Raw genomic sequence first — 17,830 nt, 5'->3', positions numbered from 1 at the left:
ACTGTCCTGCTAAAAAATAAAATGCATGAGACAGTTGAGACTGTTTCTGAATTAAATTTTATTTTTCTAGCTTGGCGACCTAATCAATAACCAAATGAAACCCCTTTCTATAAAGGACATTGCTAAAAAGGCAAATGTATCGATTACCACAGTTTCCTTCATATTGAATGGCAAGGCAGAAAAAATGCGCATCAGCCAGGATATGATCACAAAAGTGGAAACCATTATCAAAGATTTAGGCTTCAGGCCCAACCAGGTAGCCAGGAGTCTCCGCACAGGAAATACAAAGACCCTTGGTTTAATTGTAGAAGATATCTCCAATCCATTTTTTGCTTCAATTGCGCGTCTGATTGAAGATAAAGCATACAAACACGGATACAAAATCATCTATTCCAGCACCGAAAATAATATCGATAAGGCTAAAGGGCTGATCAAGATGTTCAAAGCCAGGCAAGTTGACGGATACATCATCGCGCCGATGCTGGGCATGGAAGAAGATATCCGGGGCCTGATTTCAGACCGCACCCCGGTAGTGGTATTCGACAGACATTTACCTGGCCTGGAAGTGAGTACAGTGCTCGTCAATAATGAAGAGGGAACACTGATGGCTACCAAGTCGCTCATCAAACAGGGCAAGAAGAATATCGCCTTCATCACCGTCGATGTTGAAGCGGATGAGATCAAGGACCGCTACAATGGATATGTAAAAGCGCTGAAGGCGAACAAGATCAAAGTAAATGATAAGATCTGCAAACTGATCCCTTTCGCCAATACAGCTGAAGAAACTACCGCAGAACTGCTGACTTTCTTTACGGAGAACCCGGATCTGGATGCTGCAATTTTTGCAACCAATTATTTAGCCGTTAGAGGCCTGTTTGCCTTTAAGCAAATGAACAAAAAAATTAGTGACGACTTTAAGGTGATTGCCTATGATGATCATGATATTTTCAAGCTCCATTCCCCAACCATCAGTGCCGTATACCAGCCTGTGGACGATATTGCAGATCAGGTGATCACGCTGATTCTGAAAGGTCTGTCAACTGTTGACACCTTTGAGGAACCTGAACTGAAGCAGGTTGTACTCTCCTCTACGCTGATCGAAAGATAAATTCCAAATAAGTGTTGAAGAAGCCCCATTATCCTGAAAAGGGTAAGGGGCTTCGATTTTTTTAGGGGAGGAGGACTAAGCCTGCAGATCCTCCATTAAAGTTTTGATTTTTGCTCCGAGTGCGGCATCAGCTTCTTTAAACTGCGCTTTATCAGCCAAAGGACCGTTTACGCTGCAGTAGAACTTGATTTTCGGCTCTGTACCTGAAGGACGAGCAGAGATGATGCTGCCATCTTCAGTGATGAACTGCAGGACGTCAGATTTAGGGAAGTCAAGTTTTGTCTTCTCACCAGTGCCAAGGTCAGTCTCTACACCCAGTTCATAATCTTTCAGTAAGCTCACTTTAGATCCGCCAAGCGTTACAGGTGGGTTGCTTCTGAATTTCTCCATCATCGCCTTGATTTCTTCAGCACCGGTTTTTCCTTTTTTAGTGAGGGAAACCAGTTCTTCTTTATACAGGCCATATTCTACATACATGTCCAGCAGTGCATCGTACAGGCTGCTGCCTTTGTCTTTGTAGAAAGCCGTCATTTCAGCGATGAAAGCGCAGGAGATGATTGCATCTTTGTCCCTTACCAGTTCACCAATCAGGTAACCGTAGCTTTCCTCACCGCCACCAATGAATGTTTTCTTGCCCTGCAGGTTTGTGATCAGCTGACCAATAAATTTAAATCCTGTTAAGGTATTATAATAAGTTACGTTTTTCGCTTTTGCGATCTGCTCAATCAGGTTAGAAGTAACAATTGTCTTTACGATATACTGATCGCCATCCAGTTTGCCTTTCTCTTCCCAGGCTGTCAGCAGGTAGTTGATCAGCAAACTTCCGGTTTGGTTACCGTTCAACAGAACGAACTCACCGTCATTGTTTTTCACTGCAATACCCACCCTGTCAGCATCTGGGTCAGTTGCCAGAACCAGGTCTGCATCAATTTCCTGTGCTTTTTTCAGCGCCAGTGTCAATGCTTCTTTCTCTTCAGGGTTAGGATAGACTACTGTAGGGAAATTACCGTCAGGTGTACTTTGCTCTTCTACCAGCGTCAGGTTGGTAAATCCAAACTGCTCCAGTGCTTTTGGTACCAATGTAATACCCGTTCCGTGGATTGGAGAGAACACAATTTTAAGATCTTTCTGACGGGCAATAGCTTCCGGAGATACTGAAAGTTCAGTGATCTTATCCAGGTAAAGCTGATCGATTTCTTCACCTATCAGTTCCACTTTGCTGTCTGCGCGGTCAAATTTTACTTCGTCAATACTTTTAATATTTGCTACTTCTTCCATTACGAGTACATCGTCAGGAGAAGTAAACTGTCCGCCATCGGCACCATATGCCTTATAGCCGTTGTATTCTTTTGGGTTATGTGAGGCAGTCAGCATCACACCACTGCGGCATCCCAGTTCTCTGATCGCAAAGGACAGTTCCGGAGTAGGGCGCAGGGCAGAGAAGAAGTAAACATGGATACCATTTGCAGAAAACACATCAGCAGTAATTTTGGCAAAATAATCTGAGTTATTTCTGCTATCGTGAGCGATAGCTACTTTCACCTGCTCACCAGGGTACTTTTTTAAGAGGTAATTGCTCAGTCCCTGCGTTGCAGTACCGATTGTGTATTTATTGATGCGGTTAGAGCCCGGGCCCATAATTCCACGCAAACCACCTGTTCCAAATTCAAGACTTCTATAGAAGGAGTCCGTCAGCTCAGTGGCTGATTCTGTATCTACTAATTTTTGGATTTCATTCTTTGTTTCCTGATCATAATTGCCGTTAAGCCATTCGTTAATGGTGTTTTGTGTAGCTGCTTCTAGTTGCATGTTTTCAATTAATTAGTAGATATATATTGGTTGCTTAACAAAAAAGAGGTGCCATGTGTTTGACAGTCCTGCAAATTCGTTTTATAAATCCAAATTTATTCTGTTTATGTCGTGTTTATTTGGCGCCTTTTGCTAATTTCACGCCCCAGTACAATTATATACCAAAAAAACTGAATTAAAAATACTTGCATCAAATTTAATAATGCAGGGATGTAATTTTCAGTTATAAAATTAATTTAAACAAGAAAATGAAGATTTTAAAGTTTGGCGGAACTTCTGTCGGAAGCCCTGAGCGCATGACGAAGTTGCTGGATATCATTAATCCGGCGGAAGAGCAGATTGTAGTTTTATCAGCAGTGTCTGGTACAACGAATAGTTTAGTGGAAATTTCAGGCAAACTTTTAAAGGAAGATAAACAGGAGGCGTTAACTTTGATTAACGCATTGAGAGAAAAATACAATGACTTTGTTGCTGAGCTCCTTCCTGCGGAAGAGTATCGCGAGCAGGGACAAGAGGTTGTAGATTATCATTTTCAGTTCCTGGCTTCATTGGCAAACGATTTGTTTACTCCTGTGGAGGAGAAGGTTGTACTGGCGCAGGGAGAACTGCTCTCTACTACTTTATATCACATTTACCTGAAATCCATCGGTGTGCCATCAGTATTACTGCCGGCACTGGATTTCATGAAGATCGACGAAGACAATGAGCCTGATATTGCTTTTGCAACGGCAAATCTGAAGCCTCTGCTTGAGAAACATGCAGGAAACAAGCTCTTTATTACTCAGGGTTTTATCTGCCGCAACAGCTTTGGGGAGGTGGATAACCTTCGCCGTGGCGGAAGCGATTATACCGCATCCCTGATTGGGGCGGCTATTTTAGCTGAAGAAGTGCAGATCTGGACAGATATCGATGGTATGCACAACAACGATCCAAGGATTGTGAAAGGCACCAGACCGATCTCTCATTTATCATTTGATGAGGCGGCGGAGCTCGCTTATTTTGGAGCAAAGATCCTTCACCCGCAGTCGGTTTTCCCGGCAGCAAAATATAAAATACCGGTACGTCTCCTGAATACGATGGAGCCATCGGCAGCAGGAACGCTGATCTCGTCGGAAAGTGAAAAAGGAAAGATCAAATCTATCGCTGCCAAAGATGGCATTATTGCCATTAAGATCCAGTCGAGCCGCATGTTGCTGGCTTATGGTTTCCTCAGAAGGATTTTTGAGATCTTTGAACGCTATAAGACGCCAATTGATATGATCACCACTTCGGAGGTGGCTGTATCACTGACGATAGATTTTACAGATAACCTGGATCAGATTATGGAAGAGCTGCGTGATTTTGGTTCTGTGGAGGTCGACCGTGATCAGACGATCGTTTGTGTGGTGGGCGACTTTGGTTCCGAAAAGCATGGTTTTGCTTCAAGGGTGCTGGACTCGATCAAACACCTTCCTGTACGAATGATCTCTTACGGAGGTAGTAGCTACAACATTTCGCTGCTGGTAAATACCAATGATAAAACCGAAGCGTTAAGAAGTTTGCATAACCGTATTTTTGAATAATTATCTCTTTTTGAGGTAAACAAGGATAGCGATAACGATGAACATTAGTGCGACAGAGAGTCTTACCCTTCTGTCGTACTCTTTACGGCTGATCTTCTGACGCTGTAAGTCGAAATAGTTACCCATGTAAATTAATACCATTCCAACAAGACAAAATACTATAAGATATTTAAACATTATGTTTTCTAACAAAGATATAACGCAATTTGCAGAATTAGAAACACCTTTCTACTATTATGATCTGGCATTGTTACAGCAAACGCTTGATTCATGTGCTGCTGCTGCAAAAACTCATGGCTTTCATGTACATTATGCGATGAAAGCAAATTTTAACGATACCCTGCTGGACAGGATCAAGGCTGTAGGCTTTGGGGCCGACTGTGTAAGCGGTAACGAAGTTAAGAAAGCTATTGAACGTGGGTTCGACCGTAACCAGATTGTTTTTGCAGGTGTAGGGAAGTCGGACAGGGAGATCAACGAAGCCCTCGACGCAGATATTTTCTGCTTCAATGTAGAGTCCGTTCAGGAGCTCGAAGTGATCAATGAACTGGCGGCAAAGAAAAATAAGGTCGCTAAAGTAGCCATCCGTATCAATCCCAATGTGGATGCGCATACACACCATAATATTACTACCGGTCTGGATGAGAATAAATTTGGCGTAAATGCATGGGACCTTCCGGCATGTGCAGAAGAGTTGAAGAAATCTGCTCATCTGGAGTTTGTGGGTATTCACTTCCATATCGGATCGCAGATCACCAACCTGGATGTATACAAAAACCTTTGTGTGCGCGTAAATGAGTTCGCTACCTGGTTTGAAGACCGTGGTTTCCTGGTGCGCATCCTCAATGTAGGTGGTGGCCTGGGTATCGATTACCATAACCCGGAGCAACAGATCCCTGATTTTGATGCCTATTTCAAGATCTTTGGTGATTTCCTGGAGAGAAGAGGCAATCAGGAAGTGCATTTTGAACTCGGAAGGGCTTTGGTTGGACAGTGTTCGTCGCTGATCAGCAAAGTTTTGTATGTGAAAAATGGGAAGAAAAAGAATTTTATCGTCCTTGATGCAGGTATGACCGAGCTGATGCGCCCGGCTTTGTATCAGGCTTATCACCAGATTGAGAACATCTCCAAACAAGATGCCGCAACAGCAGTGAAATATGATGTGGTAGGGCCAATCTGTGAGAGTACAGACTGCTTTGGAAAGGAAGTGGCTTTACAGGAGACACAGCGTGGCGACCTGATTGCGATCAGGAGCACTGGTGCTTATGGAGAGGTCATGAGCTCACATTACAACCTTCGCGAGAAGGTGAGAGTTTCATTTGGAGAATAAAAAAACGAGAGGCTGTTAAAGCCTCTCGTTTTTTAACTCTTTTTACCGGTCACGAAGATCACTACTCCGGCCAGCAGTACAATTCCGCCGGCATAGGGTGGCCAGTTTACAGATTTTTCTTTATCGGCAGAAACCTGGATAGGACCAGCGTCGATAATCTTTTCTTTTTTGGTGTAGGTAAAGCCTGTCCATATCAGCAGGATGGCACCCAGTACGATTAAAACTAATCCAATGCTCTTGTTCATAGTGTTTTGGTTTATTCTTCTTCGAAGAAATCGCCTAAGCCACCAAGGTAATGTTCTGTTATGCCTGCCGTAAAATCATCATAGTCTTCGTCCGGTATGTTGGTCTGAACAAATTCCAGTGAAGTTCCTTTTTTATCGGGGTGCAGTTTGATCGTTACAATAGATGGTTCGTTCTCTTCTCCAAAGTACCATTGTTGTACAATTCTTTTGCCAAAATCAAATTCAATATTTTTCCCTACGATATCCCCGTCCCAGAAGGAGAACTCTGTGCCGGGCTCTTCAGTAAATTCTACCTCAGCGCCGGTCCAGAGCTGAATACTTTGCGCTTTGGTCAGGGCCAGATAAACTTCTTCGGGCGTAACAGGTAGGGGGTAGTATTTTTTAAAGGTCTTCATTGCTGTGTTTTTTGTAAAGGTACACGTTTATTTGAAAGCATTGATACCTGTAATATCCATTCCTGTGATCAGGAGGTGGATGTCATGTGTTCCTTCATAGGTAACTACAGATTCCAGGTTCATCATATGGCGCATCACTGAGTACTCACCCGTGATACCCATGCCGCCGAGCATCTGCCTTGCGTTACGTGCCACATCCAGCGCTACTTCAACACTGTTTCTTTTTGCCATGGAGATATGTTCTGCACTGGCCCTGTTTTCAGATTTCAGTACACCGAGGCGCCAAACGAGCAGCTGTCCTTTGGTAATTTCAGTGATCATCTCTGCGAGCTTCTTCTGCTGCAGCTGGAAGCCACCGATAGGTTTGCCAAACTGGACACGTTCCTTTGCATAGCGCAAGGCCGTATCATAGCAGTCCATTGCCGCGCCCAGGGCACCCCAGGCAATGCCATATCGTGCCTGGTTCAGGCAGCCCAGCGGCCCCTTCAGTCCTGAAACCTCAGGGAAGATATTCTCTTTTGGAATTTTTACGTTATCAAAAACCAGCTCACCTGTGGCCGAAGCCCGCAGGCTCCATTTGTTGTGCGTTTCGGGCGTCGTAAACCCTTCCATGCCACGCTCTACAATCAGACCTCTGATCTTCCCGGATTCATCTTTCGCCCACACTACTGCGATATCTGCAAAAGGTGCATTCGAGATCCACATCTTTGCCCCGTTGAGCAGGTAATGATCGCCATTGTCTTTGATATTGGTCAGCATCCCGCCTGGGTTAGAACCATGATCCGGCTCCGTCAGTCCGAAGCAGCCCATCAGCTCACCAGCGGCCAGTTTGGGCAGGTATTTACGGCGCTGCTCCTCAGAACCATACGTGTAGATCGGGTACATCACCAGTGAACCCTGTACAGAGGCGGTGGAACGGATCCCTGAGTCGCCGCGCTCCAGTTCCTGCATCAGGATACCATAGGAGATATAGTCCAGTCCGGCGCCTCCGTATTCAACAGGGATAGTAGGGCCAAAGGCACCAATTTCTCCCAGTCCTTTGATCAGATGTTGTGGAAATTCCGCTTTCTGCGCATAGTCCTCAATTACAGGACTCAGCTCACGTTTCACCCAGTCGCGTGCCGAAGATCTGATCAGTTTATGTTCTTCAGATAGTAAATCATCGATGAGGTAATAATCAGGTGCCTCGTAAAGGTCTTTCTTTCCGGATTTGTTCATGTGTATCAGTATATTTGGCGGAGCAGAATCTGGTATTTGCTGTCTCTCTGTCTGAATTCAAAGTTAATAATTTCGGATAAGGGCTGGTGAAAACCAATCAAAAATATAATTTTGCTAAACAGACCAAACCTATGTTTATACAAACCGTCGCTTTAAATGATGTCAAATGTTTTGCCTTCCATGGTTATTATCCTGAGGAGCAGCTCACCGGAACGGAATTCCTGGTCAGTGTAGCTGTGACCTTTGTGCCTGCCGGTGGCGATACCGAAGACCTGGAGCGCACGGTGAACTATGAGGTGCTCAATATGATCATCCTCGAAGAAATGGCGAGCACAAAAAAAATGCTGGAGTCTGTGGTGAGGCTGATCCTGAACAGGGTGATCTCCGCCTATCCCTTTGTACAAACGGCGGTGGCAGGTATTAAAAAGATGCATCCCCCGATGCCGGGAGAGATTCATCATTCCTTTGTCCAATTGTCTTATACCTCAGAAAAAAAGAATTAGCGTGTACAGCTAAAAAGATTAGATATGTCAACTCCCTCTTATACCAAAATTACTCCGGCACTCCTGGACCAGATCGCTGCTGCTGTAGGTGCCGGAAATGTATTCACCGATCAGGGCTCTTTAGCTGATTACAGTCATGATGAAACCGAAGATCTTCGATACTACCCTGAAGTGGTGGTAAAACCTGCAGACACTGCCGGGGTTGCGGCCTTAATGAAACTGTGTAACGAAAATCATGTGCCTGTTACGCCGAGGGGCGGGGGGACAGGTTTAAGTGGCGGTGCATTACCTGTTTTTGGCGGAGTACTGTTGTCCATGGAGCGGTTTAAATCAATCCTGTCAATAGATACTGATAACTTACAGGCAACGGTAGAGCCGGGAGTAATTACCGAAGAATTTATCAACGCGGTGGGCGAAAAGGATTTGTTGTATCCTGTTGATCCTTCCAGCAAGGGCTCCTGTTTTATCGGTGGAAATGTTGCCCATGGTTCCGGAGGACCGAGGGTAGTAAAATATGGTACCATCAGGGAGTACATTTTAAACCTTGAAGTAGTGCTGCCAACGGGCGAAGTGATCTGGACGGGCGCCAATACATTGAAATATGCATCAGGCTATAACCTTACACAACTGATGATCGGTTCTGAGGGTACATTGGGGGTAGTTACTAAAATTGTAACCAAACTGATTCCCAAATCTGAATTCAGCGTGGTGATGCTGGGTTCCTTCCCGGAGAATGAAACGGCCTGTGCTGCAGTTTCTGCCATCTTCAGAGCCGGAATCACACCTTCTGCACTGGAATTCATGGAGCGCCGTGGCGTGGAATGGGTAATCCACTATAATGATATCAAATTTGATCTCAAAGATGGTATCAATGCTTTTCTGATGATAGAGTTTGATGGCAATGATATGGATACCATCTTCAAGGACTGTGAAAAGGTAAATGCCGTGCTGGAATCCTTTGGTTGTACGGATGTGCTTTTTGCAGATACTGCACAGCAAAAGGAAGAACTCTGGAAAATGCGCCGCACCATGGCAGAATCGGTAAAATCGAACTCTGTTTATAAGGAAGAGGATACCGTGGTGCCACGTGCAGCCCTGCCTAAACTGATCAACGGAATTAAAGAAATTGGTTCAAGATATGGTTTTGAAAGTGTATGTTATGGCCATGCGGGCGATGGAAACCTGCATATCAATATTATTAAAGCGGGCATGAGTGATGCCGACTGGAAGGACAGGCTGAAGGAGGGGATTGCTGAGCTCTTTGAGCTGACTGCCGCTCTGGGAGGTACGATTTCAGGAGAGCATGGCATTGGCCTGGTGCAAAAAGAATTTATGCCGATCAAATATTCGGAGATACATCTCAATCTGATGAGAAGTATTAAGTCGGTGTTCGATCCCAACAGTATTCTCAATCCGGGAAAGATATTTTAGGACAAAAAAGAAGGGCAAACCTTGCGGAATGCCCTTAGAACCCTAAACTAAACACTCAATTATGAAACTTTAATTTCTTTACTTTCTGGCTGAACATCTGTTTTCTTGCCAATGGTAATGGTTAAAATTCCATTTACATATTCTGCGGCAATTTTTTCAGCATCAACGCTTTCAGGTAAAACAAAAGATCTTGCGAAAGACAAGTAATCAAATTCTTTTCTGCTGTAGTTTTTCTTTACTGCAGCATCATCAGCTTTTTTCTCAGCCCAAACGGATAAGGTTTCTTTTTTCAGATTGATCTGGAAGTCAGCTTTCTCCAATCCCGGAGCTGCCAGTTCAATGGTGTAATCATTTTCTGATTCCAGGATGTTCACGCCCGGAACTTTGTGAATTGAGTGGTTTTTATTTATCGCGTCACTGAACAAAGAATCAAATACGTTGTTAAAGTAAGGTGCTGTGTTTCTGGTGCGGTTGTTAAAATTTACTAATGTCATGGTTATATTCTCCTTTATTTTTTAAGTTTTAATAATTTACAAACCACAGTTCAACTCCCATACCAACCCAAATTCTCTATGATTTTTAAGACATTATGGCGTTCTAAACCAAAATCAACCGACAAAAAGTCAGTTGAACCTGCAAATTTCGACACATTCAAGTATAAAACCTCCATTGAAACCCGGTTTGCAGATTTCGATATGATGGGCCATGTTAACAACGCAGTTTATTTTACCTACATGGAAATGGCACGTACCAAATACTGGAAACACGCGATCTCCTGGGACTGGGAAAAAACAGGGGTAGTCATCGCACAGGCCTCACTGGATTATGTACTGCCTGTATTCTTAAAGGATAAAATCACGATGTATGTGCGCACTTCCAGGATTGGCACCAGCAGTTTCGACCTGGAGTATACGCTGGTGAAAGAGGTGAATGGTAAAGAAGAGGTCTGTACCAAAGGAAAAACCGTTTGTGTGGCGTTCGACTATGCCACTAAATCTCCTTCGCCCATTCCCGAGGCAGAGAAAAGTAAGATGATTGATTTCGAGCAACTATAAAAAAAGCCCCTTCACAAGAAGGGGCTTTATATTTTTGATTCAAAAAGAGACTAGGTATAACCCAGGATCTTTAATACCTGTTTACTGTTTTGCTCTTCGCCAAAAACTTCAAAGTTGAAAGTCTCATCGCGGTTTCTGCGGATAATCACGTGCTTCGGACTTGGCAATAAACAATGGTGAATACCGCCGTAACCACTCAATACTTCCTGGTAGGCTCCTGTATTAAAAAAACCCAAATATTGTACCTTACGTGTCTTAGGCATAAACACAGAGTTCATGTGCGCTTCCTGGTTGTAGTAATCCTGTCCGTCGCAGGTAATACCACCAAGGTTCACCCTTTCGTATTCTGCATCCCAGTTATTGATCGGCAGCAGGATGTATTTTTGGTTTAAGGCCCAAACATCAGGCAGGTTGGTGATGAATGATCCATCCAGCATCAGCCATTTCTCACGGTCATTCTGTTGTTTACGTCCCAGTACTTTGTATAAAATACCAGAAGCTTCAGCAACGGTGTATTTACCAAACTCGGTGATGATATCCGGTTCAACTACATCGTGCTCAGCACAGATTTCCTTGATACGTTTAACGATCTCATTCACCATGTATTCATAGTCGAAATCAAATACCAGTGAATCTTTAAATGGCATACCACCACCAATATCCAAAGTATCCAGTTCGGGATTGATCTTTTTAAATTTGCAGTACAGCGTTACATATTTCTCCAGCTCGTTCCAGTAATACGGAGAATCCGTGATACCTGAATTTATAAAGAAGTGCAGCAGTTTTACCCTGAAGTTTGGATTAGCAGAGATCTTATTGTTATAAAAATCAATTACATCTTCCATACGTACCCCTAAACGGGAAGTATAGAACTGTGAATCAGGTTGCTCTTCAGCAGCGATACGGATACCTAAATTACAAGGGGTGTCCATCTCTACCTCATCGTCAAAAAGGTTAAACTCCTCTTTGTTGTCCAGAACAGGGATGATGTTTTTATAACCATCATGCAGCATGTCAATGATATACTGTTTATACTGGTAAGTTTTGAAACCGTTACAGATCACGGTGATATCTTTTGTCAGTGCACCTTTTTTCTCCAGGGCTTCAATCATCGGCATATCAAAAGCTGAAGAGGTTTCCAGGTGGATACCATTCTTCAACGCTTCTTCTACGATGTGTCTGAAGTGGGAGCTTTTGGTGCAGTAGCAATACTTGTAATCACCGCGGTAGTTATTCTTAATGATCGCTGTCTGGAACAACAGTTTTGCCTGCTGGATCTTTTTGCTGATCATCGGAAGATAAGTGAAACGCAATGGCGTGCCATAGGTTTCAATCATTTCCATAAGGTTCAGGTCTTGAAAATACAATTCGTCATCTATAACGCTGTAGCCTTCCTGAGGAAAGCCAACACTTAGATCAAGAAATTCGGAGTAACTCTGCATTTATGGTCGAATATTTTTTGCAAAAATGTAATTTTAAATTGAGAAACAGCTTTAATAAATCAAAATACTGTCACGCACAGGTAGTATTTATTTTTTACCCAGATGTATCTCTGCCAGCATACATCTTGCGCTTCCTCCACCATTCTTTTCAATGGTATAAATCGGCGAATGGACGATCTGGCTGTATTTTTCCAGCCTTTCTATCTGGCTGGCATTCAATGATAAATATGCTTGTTCCGACATGATTAACAGCAGATCTCCGTTATTGTTTTGTACCTGCAGCATATTCCCGGCAAAGCGGTTCATCTGATCATAGCTGATTTCAACGATTTCATGACCACTGCTGCTGAGGTTTTCTATGATGGTTTTTCTTTCCTTTTCGTCTGGGATTGCATCCAGGCAAATGACTGTAAAGCCGCTGCCGATGCACATCATCACGTTGGTATGGTAAATAGGAAAGCCTTCTGCATCAACAGCCTGGAAGGGGATGGCCCGGTAGCCCGACTGTGCGCAGAAATCTTCCAGTACTTTTTGATCGGTCCTTACTGACAGGCAGGCGTAGGCAATTTTGTTCTCCCTGTCCAGCACCATGCTGCCGGTACCTTCAAGGTAAACGCTTTTCTGCTCATGTGCAGAAAGATCGGTGATCCCGGAGATGGCGAAATTTTTACCAAGGCTTTCTATAATATCATTGCGGCGTTCCCGGCGGCGGTTTTCAGAAAACATGGGATATAGAAATACCTGTCCGTTCTCATGAAAGGATACCCAGTTGTTGGGGAAGATAGAATCAGGGGTTTCAGGTTCAGGTGTGTCGTTTATGACCGTTACGTTTACTCCTTTTTCGCGGAGCAGGCTAACGAAGTTATCAAATTCCTTGAGTGCCAGTGCCTGTACATTTTCCTCATCTGAGGCCTGCTGAAATTTATTGTTTCCGGCGGTCTGTTCGTTGAATTTGAAGTCGACCGGGCGGATCATCAATAGCTCGTTTGTGGTTTGCATGCTCAAAGGATTATAGGGTATCTCTTAACAGGGGCAGGCTCATACAGTGGAATCCACCTCTGGCGCGTGATAGTTCTGCCGAAGGCATCAGGATCAGTGTATCTGTAATTTCTTCTGCACCTACCTTTCCGCTTTCCAGATCGGGAATCAGGTCTTTAACGTGTACAACAGCAAATCCATTGCTTTTAAAAGCCTCGATGGTTTTATCATTACGGTCGTAGCCCAGAACAACACCTTCTTTAATCGCCAGCAGGTTACAGGAATCTGTCCACTGCTCGCGGGCGTCATAAGGAAAGGCCCCGTTTCCGCTATAGATAAACTTTGTTTCTCCGGAGCTGCCGAGTTCATTTGTACTGATATCATTTAACAAGGCCTCGATGCTGTCAAATGTTACAGGCTGATCCTGTCCTTTCTTAAACTGGATGATTTCTGTGACGTCTTTGGTATCTGGTTCGATCAGGTAATTGATAGGTTCTACCGGAGCACTCAGCTGGTTGCCGGAGATGGATCTCAGCAGGGTCCATACATTGCGTTTCACCTGGGTGAAAACGGTATCAATATGCATGAAATCTCTTTTATTCGGGATCTTGACTACAGTAACTTTATTCACTACGTTGTTGTCGAACAGCAGTTTGATGGCTTCGTTGGCGCCGTAGGCAGATGTTCTTTCACTGCATCCGATCAGCACGTGATTTTCGCTGACCATCATCACGTCGCCGCCTTCCAGTGTGGTGCGGTGTTCCTCTTCTTCACCGGGGCGCAGAAAATGCTGTGCAGCATCAGGTATTTCGAGGATATTGTCCGCATATGCTGCAAACAGGGGATGGTTAAAGAAGATATAACGCATCAGTAAGGTTTCTCTGCTGCGGGCTTTCTTTGCGGGTTTATTCAGCAGAATATGGCTGTTGATGGTAATGCCTACATCCCTGGTAAAGATAAGGTTGGGGATAGGGGCAAAGATCATCAGGTCGTCGGCGAGGCTGCCGGAGATAAAGATTTTGGCGAGTTCCGCAGGATCAGTATCAATCAGCTGCAGCTGTAGTTTATAGGTACATCCTTCAATGGCACATACCGAAGCGGTCAGTTTTTTTCTGATCGATGAATCTTTAAGAATATCTGACAGCAGGTTTTGTATTTCAATAACCGCCACTGAGCTGTGGAAGTCGGGATGGTCTGGTTTAAAGAATTTCCTGTCCGCTGTCTCGCTGTCGATCTCAGCAAGTCTGCCCTTGATTTTATCAGGATCAAGGAAGTACATCAGCAGTTTCACATAGTAATCGTATTCGTCTTTGCGGATGGTATCCAGGTGAACAATATCCTCAAAAAGCCAGTCCTGCGCCTTTGAGGGTACTACTTTTCCGAGTCCGCTATCGGGACTGTGGATCAGTAACTTACGCAACCGCCCGATCTCGGTGCTTACTTTCACTTCAAATTTCTCGTTATATTCGGTCATACTCAGTTTATGGTGAAGCAAAGCTATCCAATATTTTTTTAAAATATTATATTCGCTCATTATTGCTTATTTGGTTATTTTTGGCAATGGATTTTATGATTACGGAAGTAGTGAAAGGTCTCAAGCAACTCTATAACCAGGATGTTGAAGAGAGCCTGATCAGTATACAGGATACGCGTAAAGAGTTTGAAGGGCAGGCAACAATAGTAGTTTTTCCATTTGTGCGTTTCTCCAAGAAATCGCCAGAACAAACGGCAAATGATCTGGGTGAATACCTGGTAGCCAATCTGGAAGTAGTAACGGCTTTTAATGTGGTAAAGGGTTTTCTCAACCTGAGTATCACTAATTCATACTGGATGGATCTGTTTAATACAGATCTGCTGAGACCAGACTTTGGCAAGATTCCTTCCAACGGTAAAAAGGTAATGGTTGAATATTCTTCGCCAAATACAAATAAACCGCTCCACCTGGGGCATGTTCGCAACAACCTTTTAGGTTATTCTGTATCGGAATTGCTCAAAGCAAATGGGTCTGAAGTTTATAAGGTGAACCTGGTGAATGACAGGGGTATACATATTTGTAAATCGATGCTGGCCTGGCAGAAATGGGGCGAACAGGAAACGCCTGAAAGCTCTGGCCTCAAGGGCGATCACCTGGTAGGTAAATACTATGTGATATTCGATAAGGAATACAAAAAGGAAATCGAAGCGCTGAAGCTGACAGGACAAACGGAGGAAGAGGCGAAGAAGAATGCGCCGCTGATCAGGGAAGCACAGGCGATGCTGCTGGCCTGGGAGAATGGTGATGAAGGGGTGATTTCTCTTTGGAAAAGGATGAACGGTTGGGTATATGATGGCTTCGCCGTTACTTATAAAAACCTGGGGGTTGATTTTGATAAGTATTACTATGAAAGTAATACCTACCTGTTAGGAAAAGATACGGTAGACGAAGGACTTGAAAAGGGTGTTTTTTTTAAGAAGGAGGATGGCTCGGTCTGGATCGACCTTACAGCAGATGGCTTAGACCAGAAGCTGGTATTGCGTGCAGATGGTACATCGGTATACATCACACAGGATCTGGGTACCGCACAGATGAAGTTTGATGATTTCGGTATGGATGAGTCGATCTACGTTGTGGGTAACGAACAGGATTATCATTTTAAGGTGCTCTTCCTGATTCTGGATAAGCTGGGCAAAAGCTGGGCGAAGGGATTGTATCATTTATCTTATGGAATGGTAGACCTGCCAAGTGGCAAGATGAAATCACGTGAGGGAACAGTAGTTGATGCTGACGACCTGATTGCGGAGATGGTGGCTACGGCGAAACAGAAAACTGAAGCACTGGGTAAAGTTGATAATTTTAGTGAGGAAGAGAAAGAAAGTCTGTATTATAAAATCGGGATGGGTGCGCTGAAGTACTTCCTGCTAAAAGTGGAGCCTAAGAAGAGACTGCTGTTTGATCCTGCAGAATCTATCGATTTCCAGGGAAATACAGGGCCATTTATCCAGTATACCCATGCACGTATCAAATCTTTGCTGAGCAAAGCTGGATTCACAGCAGGAGTTCTTGTAGACAACCAGATTGAATTGTCAGCTACTGAACTGGAGATGATTATCCTGCTGGCTAAATACCCTGCAGAAATCGCGGCAGCAGCAAAGACATTCAGTCCGGCGAGTTTAGCGAATTACATTTATGAAGTCGCGAAGATGTTTAATAAGTTTTACCATGAGATCCCGCCGATTGTGAAGGAGGAGAATGAGCAGCTGAAACAGCACAGGTTAAATCTGAGCTGGGTTACTGCAAATGTAATTAAGGATGGAATGCGGATTTTAGGGATTGAGGTTCCTGAGAGGATGTAAATTCCCTGAAAAGGGGAATATCTAAGGGTAAAAAAACATGGCTTGTATTTCAATGCTGTATGCTGCTGAAGCGCAGCATAAGGCATCGAAATACAAGCCATGTTTTTTTTTGGAAAGGTTTGTTCTGGGTTGGGTGCTTTACCTGCATCCGCATATCAAGACTTCAGCCTTATTACCTCGTTCTTATACTTCTACCTTTTACTGAAGCCCCTTGGTCAGGCATTTACTTATCTTTTTCGACACCTGATTTTGTGTTAACATTTTCTTTTTTTCTGAACGTAGGGAACTTCATCGGGCTTTTAGTTGGTCTTTCATCACCAAATAAAACACCCCATTGTTTGAACATTTCTGTTCTGTCGAAGATCACCTTCAGCACAGCAATTATTGGCATGGACAGGAACATCCCGGAAACACCAGCGATGCTGCCTCCAATAATAACTCCGAGAATTGACATCAGCGCATTGATTTTTACTTTTGAACCCACGATACGCGGCATCAGGATGTTATTATCCAGAAACTGTACACCCGCAATAACCGCTAGTACAGTTACCACAGGACCTAAGGTTGCTGCAGATGTTAACGTGAGCATTACACCAATAATATTACCCAGCAGTGCTCCTACATAAGGAATCAGGTTCAGTATCGCAAATATGACTCCAATCAGGAGGGCGTGTTTGATGCCCAGCAGAAGCAAAATACCTCCAAGCAATACGGTCATATAGGTAACCTGAATCAGCAGTCCTACGAGGTAGCTTTTGATGATCGTTTCGGTCTCGTAGATCGCATCCTTTACTTTAGGATGGTCATCAGTTTTGAACCACATGAATACGAAACGCAGTAGAATGTCTTTATAAAATAGGATCAGGTAGATGTAAATTGGTAGTAAACCAACAAAAACAAACACAGAGCTGAGGGTTACGGCTGCACCGCTTGCCATTCCGCCAGCCATGGAGAGGAGATCATTACTTTTTTTGTTGATGAAATCTACCTGTTCTTTGGTAGAATAGTGACTTACCTTACTCACCCACTCGCTCAGGGCCTGCAGGTGTATGGAAACGTTAGCTTTAATTTGCGGGAAATCCTTGACGAGACTGGCCACCTGCGAGGAGAAGAACCAGACAATGAGTCCCACAAAAATCGCGACCAGCAGGATAGGCAGTATAATGGCGAGGGCTTCAGGAACTTTATATTTTCTCAGCCAGCGATAGATAGGCACCAGCATAATGGTGATAAAGAATGCCATAATTACGGGCATAATAATATCACTGCCAATCACCAATACAGTGCCCAGCAGCAGTATACCCAATAATTCCAAAGATCTTTTAACGGTTAGTGGCAATTCCTTCATTTTTTAATCAGATTGTTAAGTTTCCTTCATTAACTATGCAAAGCATCCAAATGTTTGGGTAGATTTGCACAAT

17 protein-coding genes are annotated in these 17,830 nt (G+C 43.8%); 7 read left to right on the top strand and 10 right to left on the bottom strand.

Features of this window, described 5'->3' with window-relative positions; all coding sequences use genetic code 11:
- Positions 1-94: 94 nt before the first annotated feature.
- A complete protein-coding gene (locus tag OQY15_RS02955) occupies positions 95-1,108 on the top strand; it encodes a LacI family DNA-binding transcriptional regulator (protein WP_265787549.1) in 1,014 nt (337 codons plus the stop codon).
- Positions 1,109-1,183: 75 nt separating this feature from the next.
- On the opposite strand, the gene OQY15_RS02950 is transcribed toward OQY15_RS02955, so the two are convergent.
- A complete protein-coding gene (locus OQY15_RS02950) occupies positions 1,184-2,917 on the bottom strand; it encodes a phospho-sugar mutase (RefSeq protein ID WP_265787547.1) in 1,734 nt (577 codons plus the stop codon).
- A 248-nt stretch (positions 2,918-3,165) separates the two neighbouring features.
- Between OQY15_RS02950 and OQY15_RS02945 the strand changes: the two genes are divergently transcribed.
- The gene (locus tag OQY15_RS02945) at positions 3,166-4,479 is read left to right on the top strand and encodes an aspartate kinase (protein WP_265787545.1); all 1,314 of its coding nucleotides are present in this window, start codon (positions 3,166-3,168) and stop codon (positions 4,477-4,479) included.
- Here the strand turns inward: OQY15_RS02945 and OQY15_RS02940 are convergent, their stop codons facing one another.
- Complete coding sequence (locus OQY15_RS02940; protein WP_265787543.1) at positions 4,480-4,620, bottom strand: hypothetical protein; 141 nt, start codon at positions 4,618-4,620, stop codon at positions 4,480-4,482. It lies immediately after the preceding gene.
- Between the two features lie 37 nt (positions 4,621-4,657).
- On the opposite strand from OQY15_RS02940, the gene lysA reads away from it, so the two are divergent.
- Positions 4,658-5,809, top strand: coding sequence for a diaminopimelate decarboxylase (lysA, locus tag OQY15_RS02935; RefSeq protein WP_265787541.1), 1,152 nt, complete (start codon positions 4,658-4,660; stop codon positions 5,807-5,809).
- Between the two features lie 32 nt (positions 5,810-5,841).
- On the opposite strand, the gene OQY15_RS02930 is transcribed toward lysA, so the two are convergent.
- From OQY15_RS02930 to OQY15_RS02920, 3 genes are read right to left on the bottom strand one after another with little or no spacing between them, the layout of a single operon-like run.
- The gene (locus OQY15_RS02930; protein WP_265787538.1) at positions 5,842-6,054 is read right to left on the bottom strand and encodes a hypothetical protein; all 213 of its coding nucleotides are present in this window, start codon (positions 6,052-6,054) and stop codon (positions 5,842-5,844) included.
- Between the two features lie 11 nt (positions 6,055-6,065).
- Positions 6,066-6,449 carry an SRPBCC domain-containing protein gene (locus OQY15_RS02925; protein ID WP_265787536.1) on the bottom strand — a complete coding sequence of 128 codons (384 nt, stop codon included), beginning with the start codon at positions 6,447-6,449 and terminating at the stop codon, positions 6,066-6,068.
- A gap of 27 nt (positions 6,450-6,476) precedes the next feature.
- A complete protein-coding gene (locus OQY15_RS02920) occupies positions 6,477-7,667 on the bottom strand; it encodes an acyl-CoA dehydrogenase family protein (RefSeq protein ID WP_265787533.1) in 1,191 nt (396 codons plus the stop codon).
- A gap of 131 nt (positions 7,668-7,798) precedes the next feature.
- Between OQY15_RS02920 and OQY15_RS02915 the strand changes: the two genes are divergently transcribed.
- Positions 7,799-8,170, top strand: a complete 372-nt coding sequence (locus tag OQY15_RS02915) for a dihydroneopterin aldolase (protein WP_265787531.1) — start codon at positions 7,799-7,801, stop codon at positions 8,168-8,170.
- Positions 8,171-8,194: 24 nt separating this feature from the next.
- Positions 8,195-9,601, top strand: coding sequence for an FAD-linked oxidase C-terminal domain-containing protein (locus OQY15_RS02910; protein WP_265787529.1), 1,407 nt, complete (start codon positions 8,195-8,197; stop codon positions 9,599-9,601).
- A 59-nt stretch (positions 9,602-9,660) separates the two neighbouring features.
- Here the strand turns inward: OQY15_RS02910 and OQY15_RS02905 are convergent, their stop codons facing one another.
- The gene (locus OQY15_RS02905; RefSeq protein WP_265787526.1) at positions 9,661-10,095 is read right to left on the bottom strand and encodes an Hsp20/alpha crystallin family protein; all 435 of its coding nucleotides are present in this window, start codon (positions 10,093-10,095) and stop codon (positions 9,661-9,663) included.
- A gap of 78 nt (positions 10,096-10,173) precedes the next feature.
- On the opposite strand from OQY15_RS02905, the gene OQY15_RS02900 reads away from it, so the two are divergent.
- A complete protein-coding gene (locus OQY15_RS02900) occupies positions 10,174-10,656 on the top strand; it encodes a thioesterase family protein (RefSeq protein WP_265787524.1) in 483 nt (160 codons plus the stop codon).
- A gap of 50 nt (positions 10,657-10,706) precedes the next feature.
- Here OQY15_RS02900 and OQY15_RS02895 read toward each other — a convergent pair whose 3' ends face one another.
- The 3 genes from OQY15_RS02895 to OQY15_RS02885 form a co-directional block, all read right to left on the bottom strand.
- Positions 10,707-12,098 carry an arginine decarboxylase gene (locus OQY15_RS02895; protein ID WP_008246064.1) on the bottom strand — a complete coding sequence of 464 codons (1,392 nt, stop codon included), beginning with the start codon at positions 12,096-12,098 and terminating at the stop codon, positions 10,707-10,709.
- A gap of 87 nt (positions 12,099-12,185) precedes the next feature.
- Positions 12,186-13,097: an arginine deiminase-related protein gene (locus tag OQY15_RS02890; RefSeq protein ID WP_265787512.1), complete on the bottom strand. Its 912-nt coding sequence runs from the start codon at positions 13,095-13,097 to the stop codon at positions 12,186-12,188.
- Positions 13,098-13,107: 10 nt separating this feature from the next.
- On the bottom strand, positions 13,108-14,550 hold the full coding sequence (locus OQY15_RS02885) for an arginine deiminase family protein (RefSeq protein ID WP_265787509.1): 1,443 nt from the start codon (positions 14,548-14,550) through the stop codon (positions 13,108-13,110).
- Between the two features lie 86 nt (positions 14,551-14,636).
- On the opposite strand from OQY15_RS02885, the gene argS reads away from it, so the two are divergent.
- A complete protein-coding gene (gene argS, locus OQY15_RS02880) occupies positions 14,637-16,409 on the top strand; it encodes an arginine--tRNA ligase (protein WP_265787507.1) in 1,773 nt (590 codons plus the stop codon).
- A gap of 223 nt (positions 16,410-16,632) precedes the next feature.
- Here argS and OQY15_RS02875 read toward each other — a convergent pair whose 3' ends face one another.
- Positions 16,633-17,757: an AI-2E family transporter gene (locus tag OQY15_RS02875; protein WP_265787505.1), complete on the bottom strand. Its 1,125-nt coding sequence runs from the start codon at positions 17,755-17,757 to the stop codon at positions 16,633-16,635.
- Positions 17,758-17,830: the final 73 nt, after the last annotated feature.

This window comes from Pedobacter sp. MC2016-15, from assembly GCF_026239695.1.
GTDB lineage: Bacteria > Bacteroidota > Bacteroidia > Sphingobacteriales > Sphingobacteriaceae > Pedobacter.
The sequence above is the reverse complement of the archived record's forward strand: the minus strand, read 5'-3'. Positions and strand labels throughout refer to the sequence as shown.

Coding starts and splice junctions, on each gene's coding strand:
- OQY15_RS02895 (WP_008246064.1), bottom strand. CDS start 12,098: ATGCAGAGTTACTCCGAATTTCTTGATCTAAGTGTTGGCTTTCCTCAG.
- OQY15_RS02910 (WP_265787529.1), top strand. CDS start 8,195: ATGTCAACTCCCTCTTATACCAAAATTACTCCGGCACTCCTGGACCAG.
- OQY15_RS02920 (WP_265787533.1), bottom strand. CDS start 7,667: ATGAACAAATCCGGAAAGAAAGACCTTTACGAGGCACCTGATTATTAC.
- OQY15_RS02900 (WP_265787524.1), top strand. CDS start 10,174: ATGATTTTTAAGACATTATGGCGTTCTAAACCAAAATCAACCGACAAA.
- OQY15_RS02885 (WP_265787509.1), bottom strand. CDS start 14,550: ATGACCGAATATAACGAGAAATTTGAAGTGAAAGTAAGCACCGAGATC.
- OQY15_RS02945 (WP_265787545.1), top strand. CDS start 3,166: ATGAAGATTTTAAAGTTTGGCGGAACTTCTGTCGGAAGCCCTGAGCGC.
- OQY15_RS02940 (WP_265787543.1), bottom strand. CDS start 4,620: ATGGTATTAATTTACATGGGTAACTATTTCGACTTACAGCGTCAGAAG.
- OQY15_RS02955 (WP_265787549.1), top strand. CDS start 95: ATGAAACCCCTTTCTATAAAGGACATTGCTAAAAAGGCAAATGTATCG.
- OQY15_RS02950 (WP_265787547.1), bottom strand. CDS start 2,917: ATGCAACTAGAAGCAGCTACACAAAACACCATTAACGAATGGCTTAAC.
- OQY15_RS02925 (WP_265787536.1), bottom strand. CDS start 6,449: ATGAAGACCTTTAAAAAATACTACCCCCTACCTGTTACGCCCGAAGAA.
- OQY15_RS02915 (WP_265787531.1), top strand. CDS start 7,799: ATGTTTATACAAACCGTCGCTTTAAATGATGTCAAATGTTTTGCCTTC.
- OQY15_RS02905 (WP_265787526.1), bottom strand. CDS start 10,095: ATGACATTAGTAAATTTTAACAACCGCACCAGAAACACAGCACCTTAC.
- OQY15_RS02930 (WP_265787538.1), bottom strand. CDS start 6,054: ATGAACAAGAGCATTGGATTAGTTTTAATCGTACTGGGTGCCATCCTG.
- lysA (WP_265787541.1), top strand. CDS start 4,658: ATGTTTTCTAACAAAGATATAACGCAATTTGCAGAATTAGAAACACCT.
- argS (WP_265787507.1), top strand. CDS start 14,637: ATGGATTTTATGATTACGGAAGTAGTGAAAGGTCTCAAGCAACTCTAT.
- OQY15_RS02890 (WP_265787512.1), bottom strand. CDS start 13,097: ATGCAAACCACAAACGAGCTATTGATGATCCGCCCGGTCGACTTCAAA.
- OQY15_RS02875 (WP_265787505.1), bottom strand. CDS start 17,757: ATGAAGGAATTGCCACTAACCGTTAAAAGATCTTTGGAATTATTGGGT.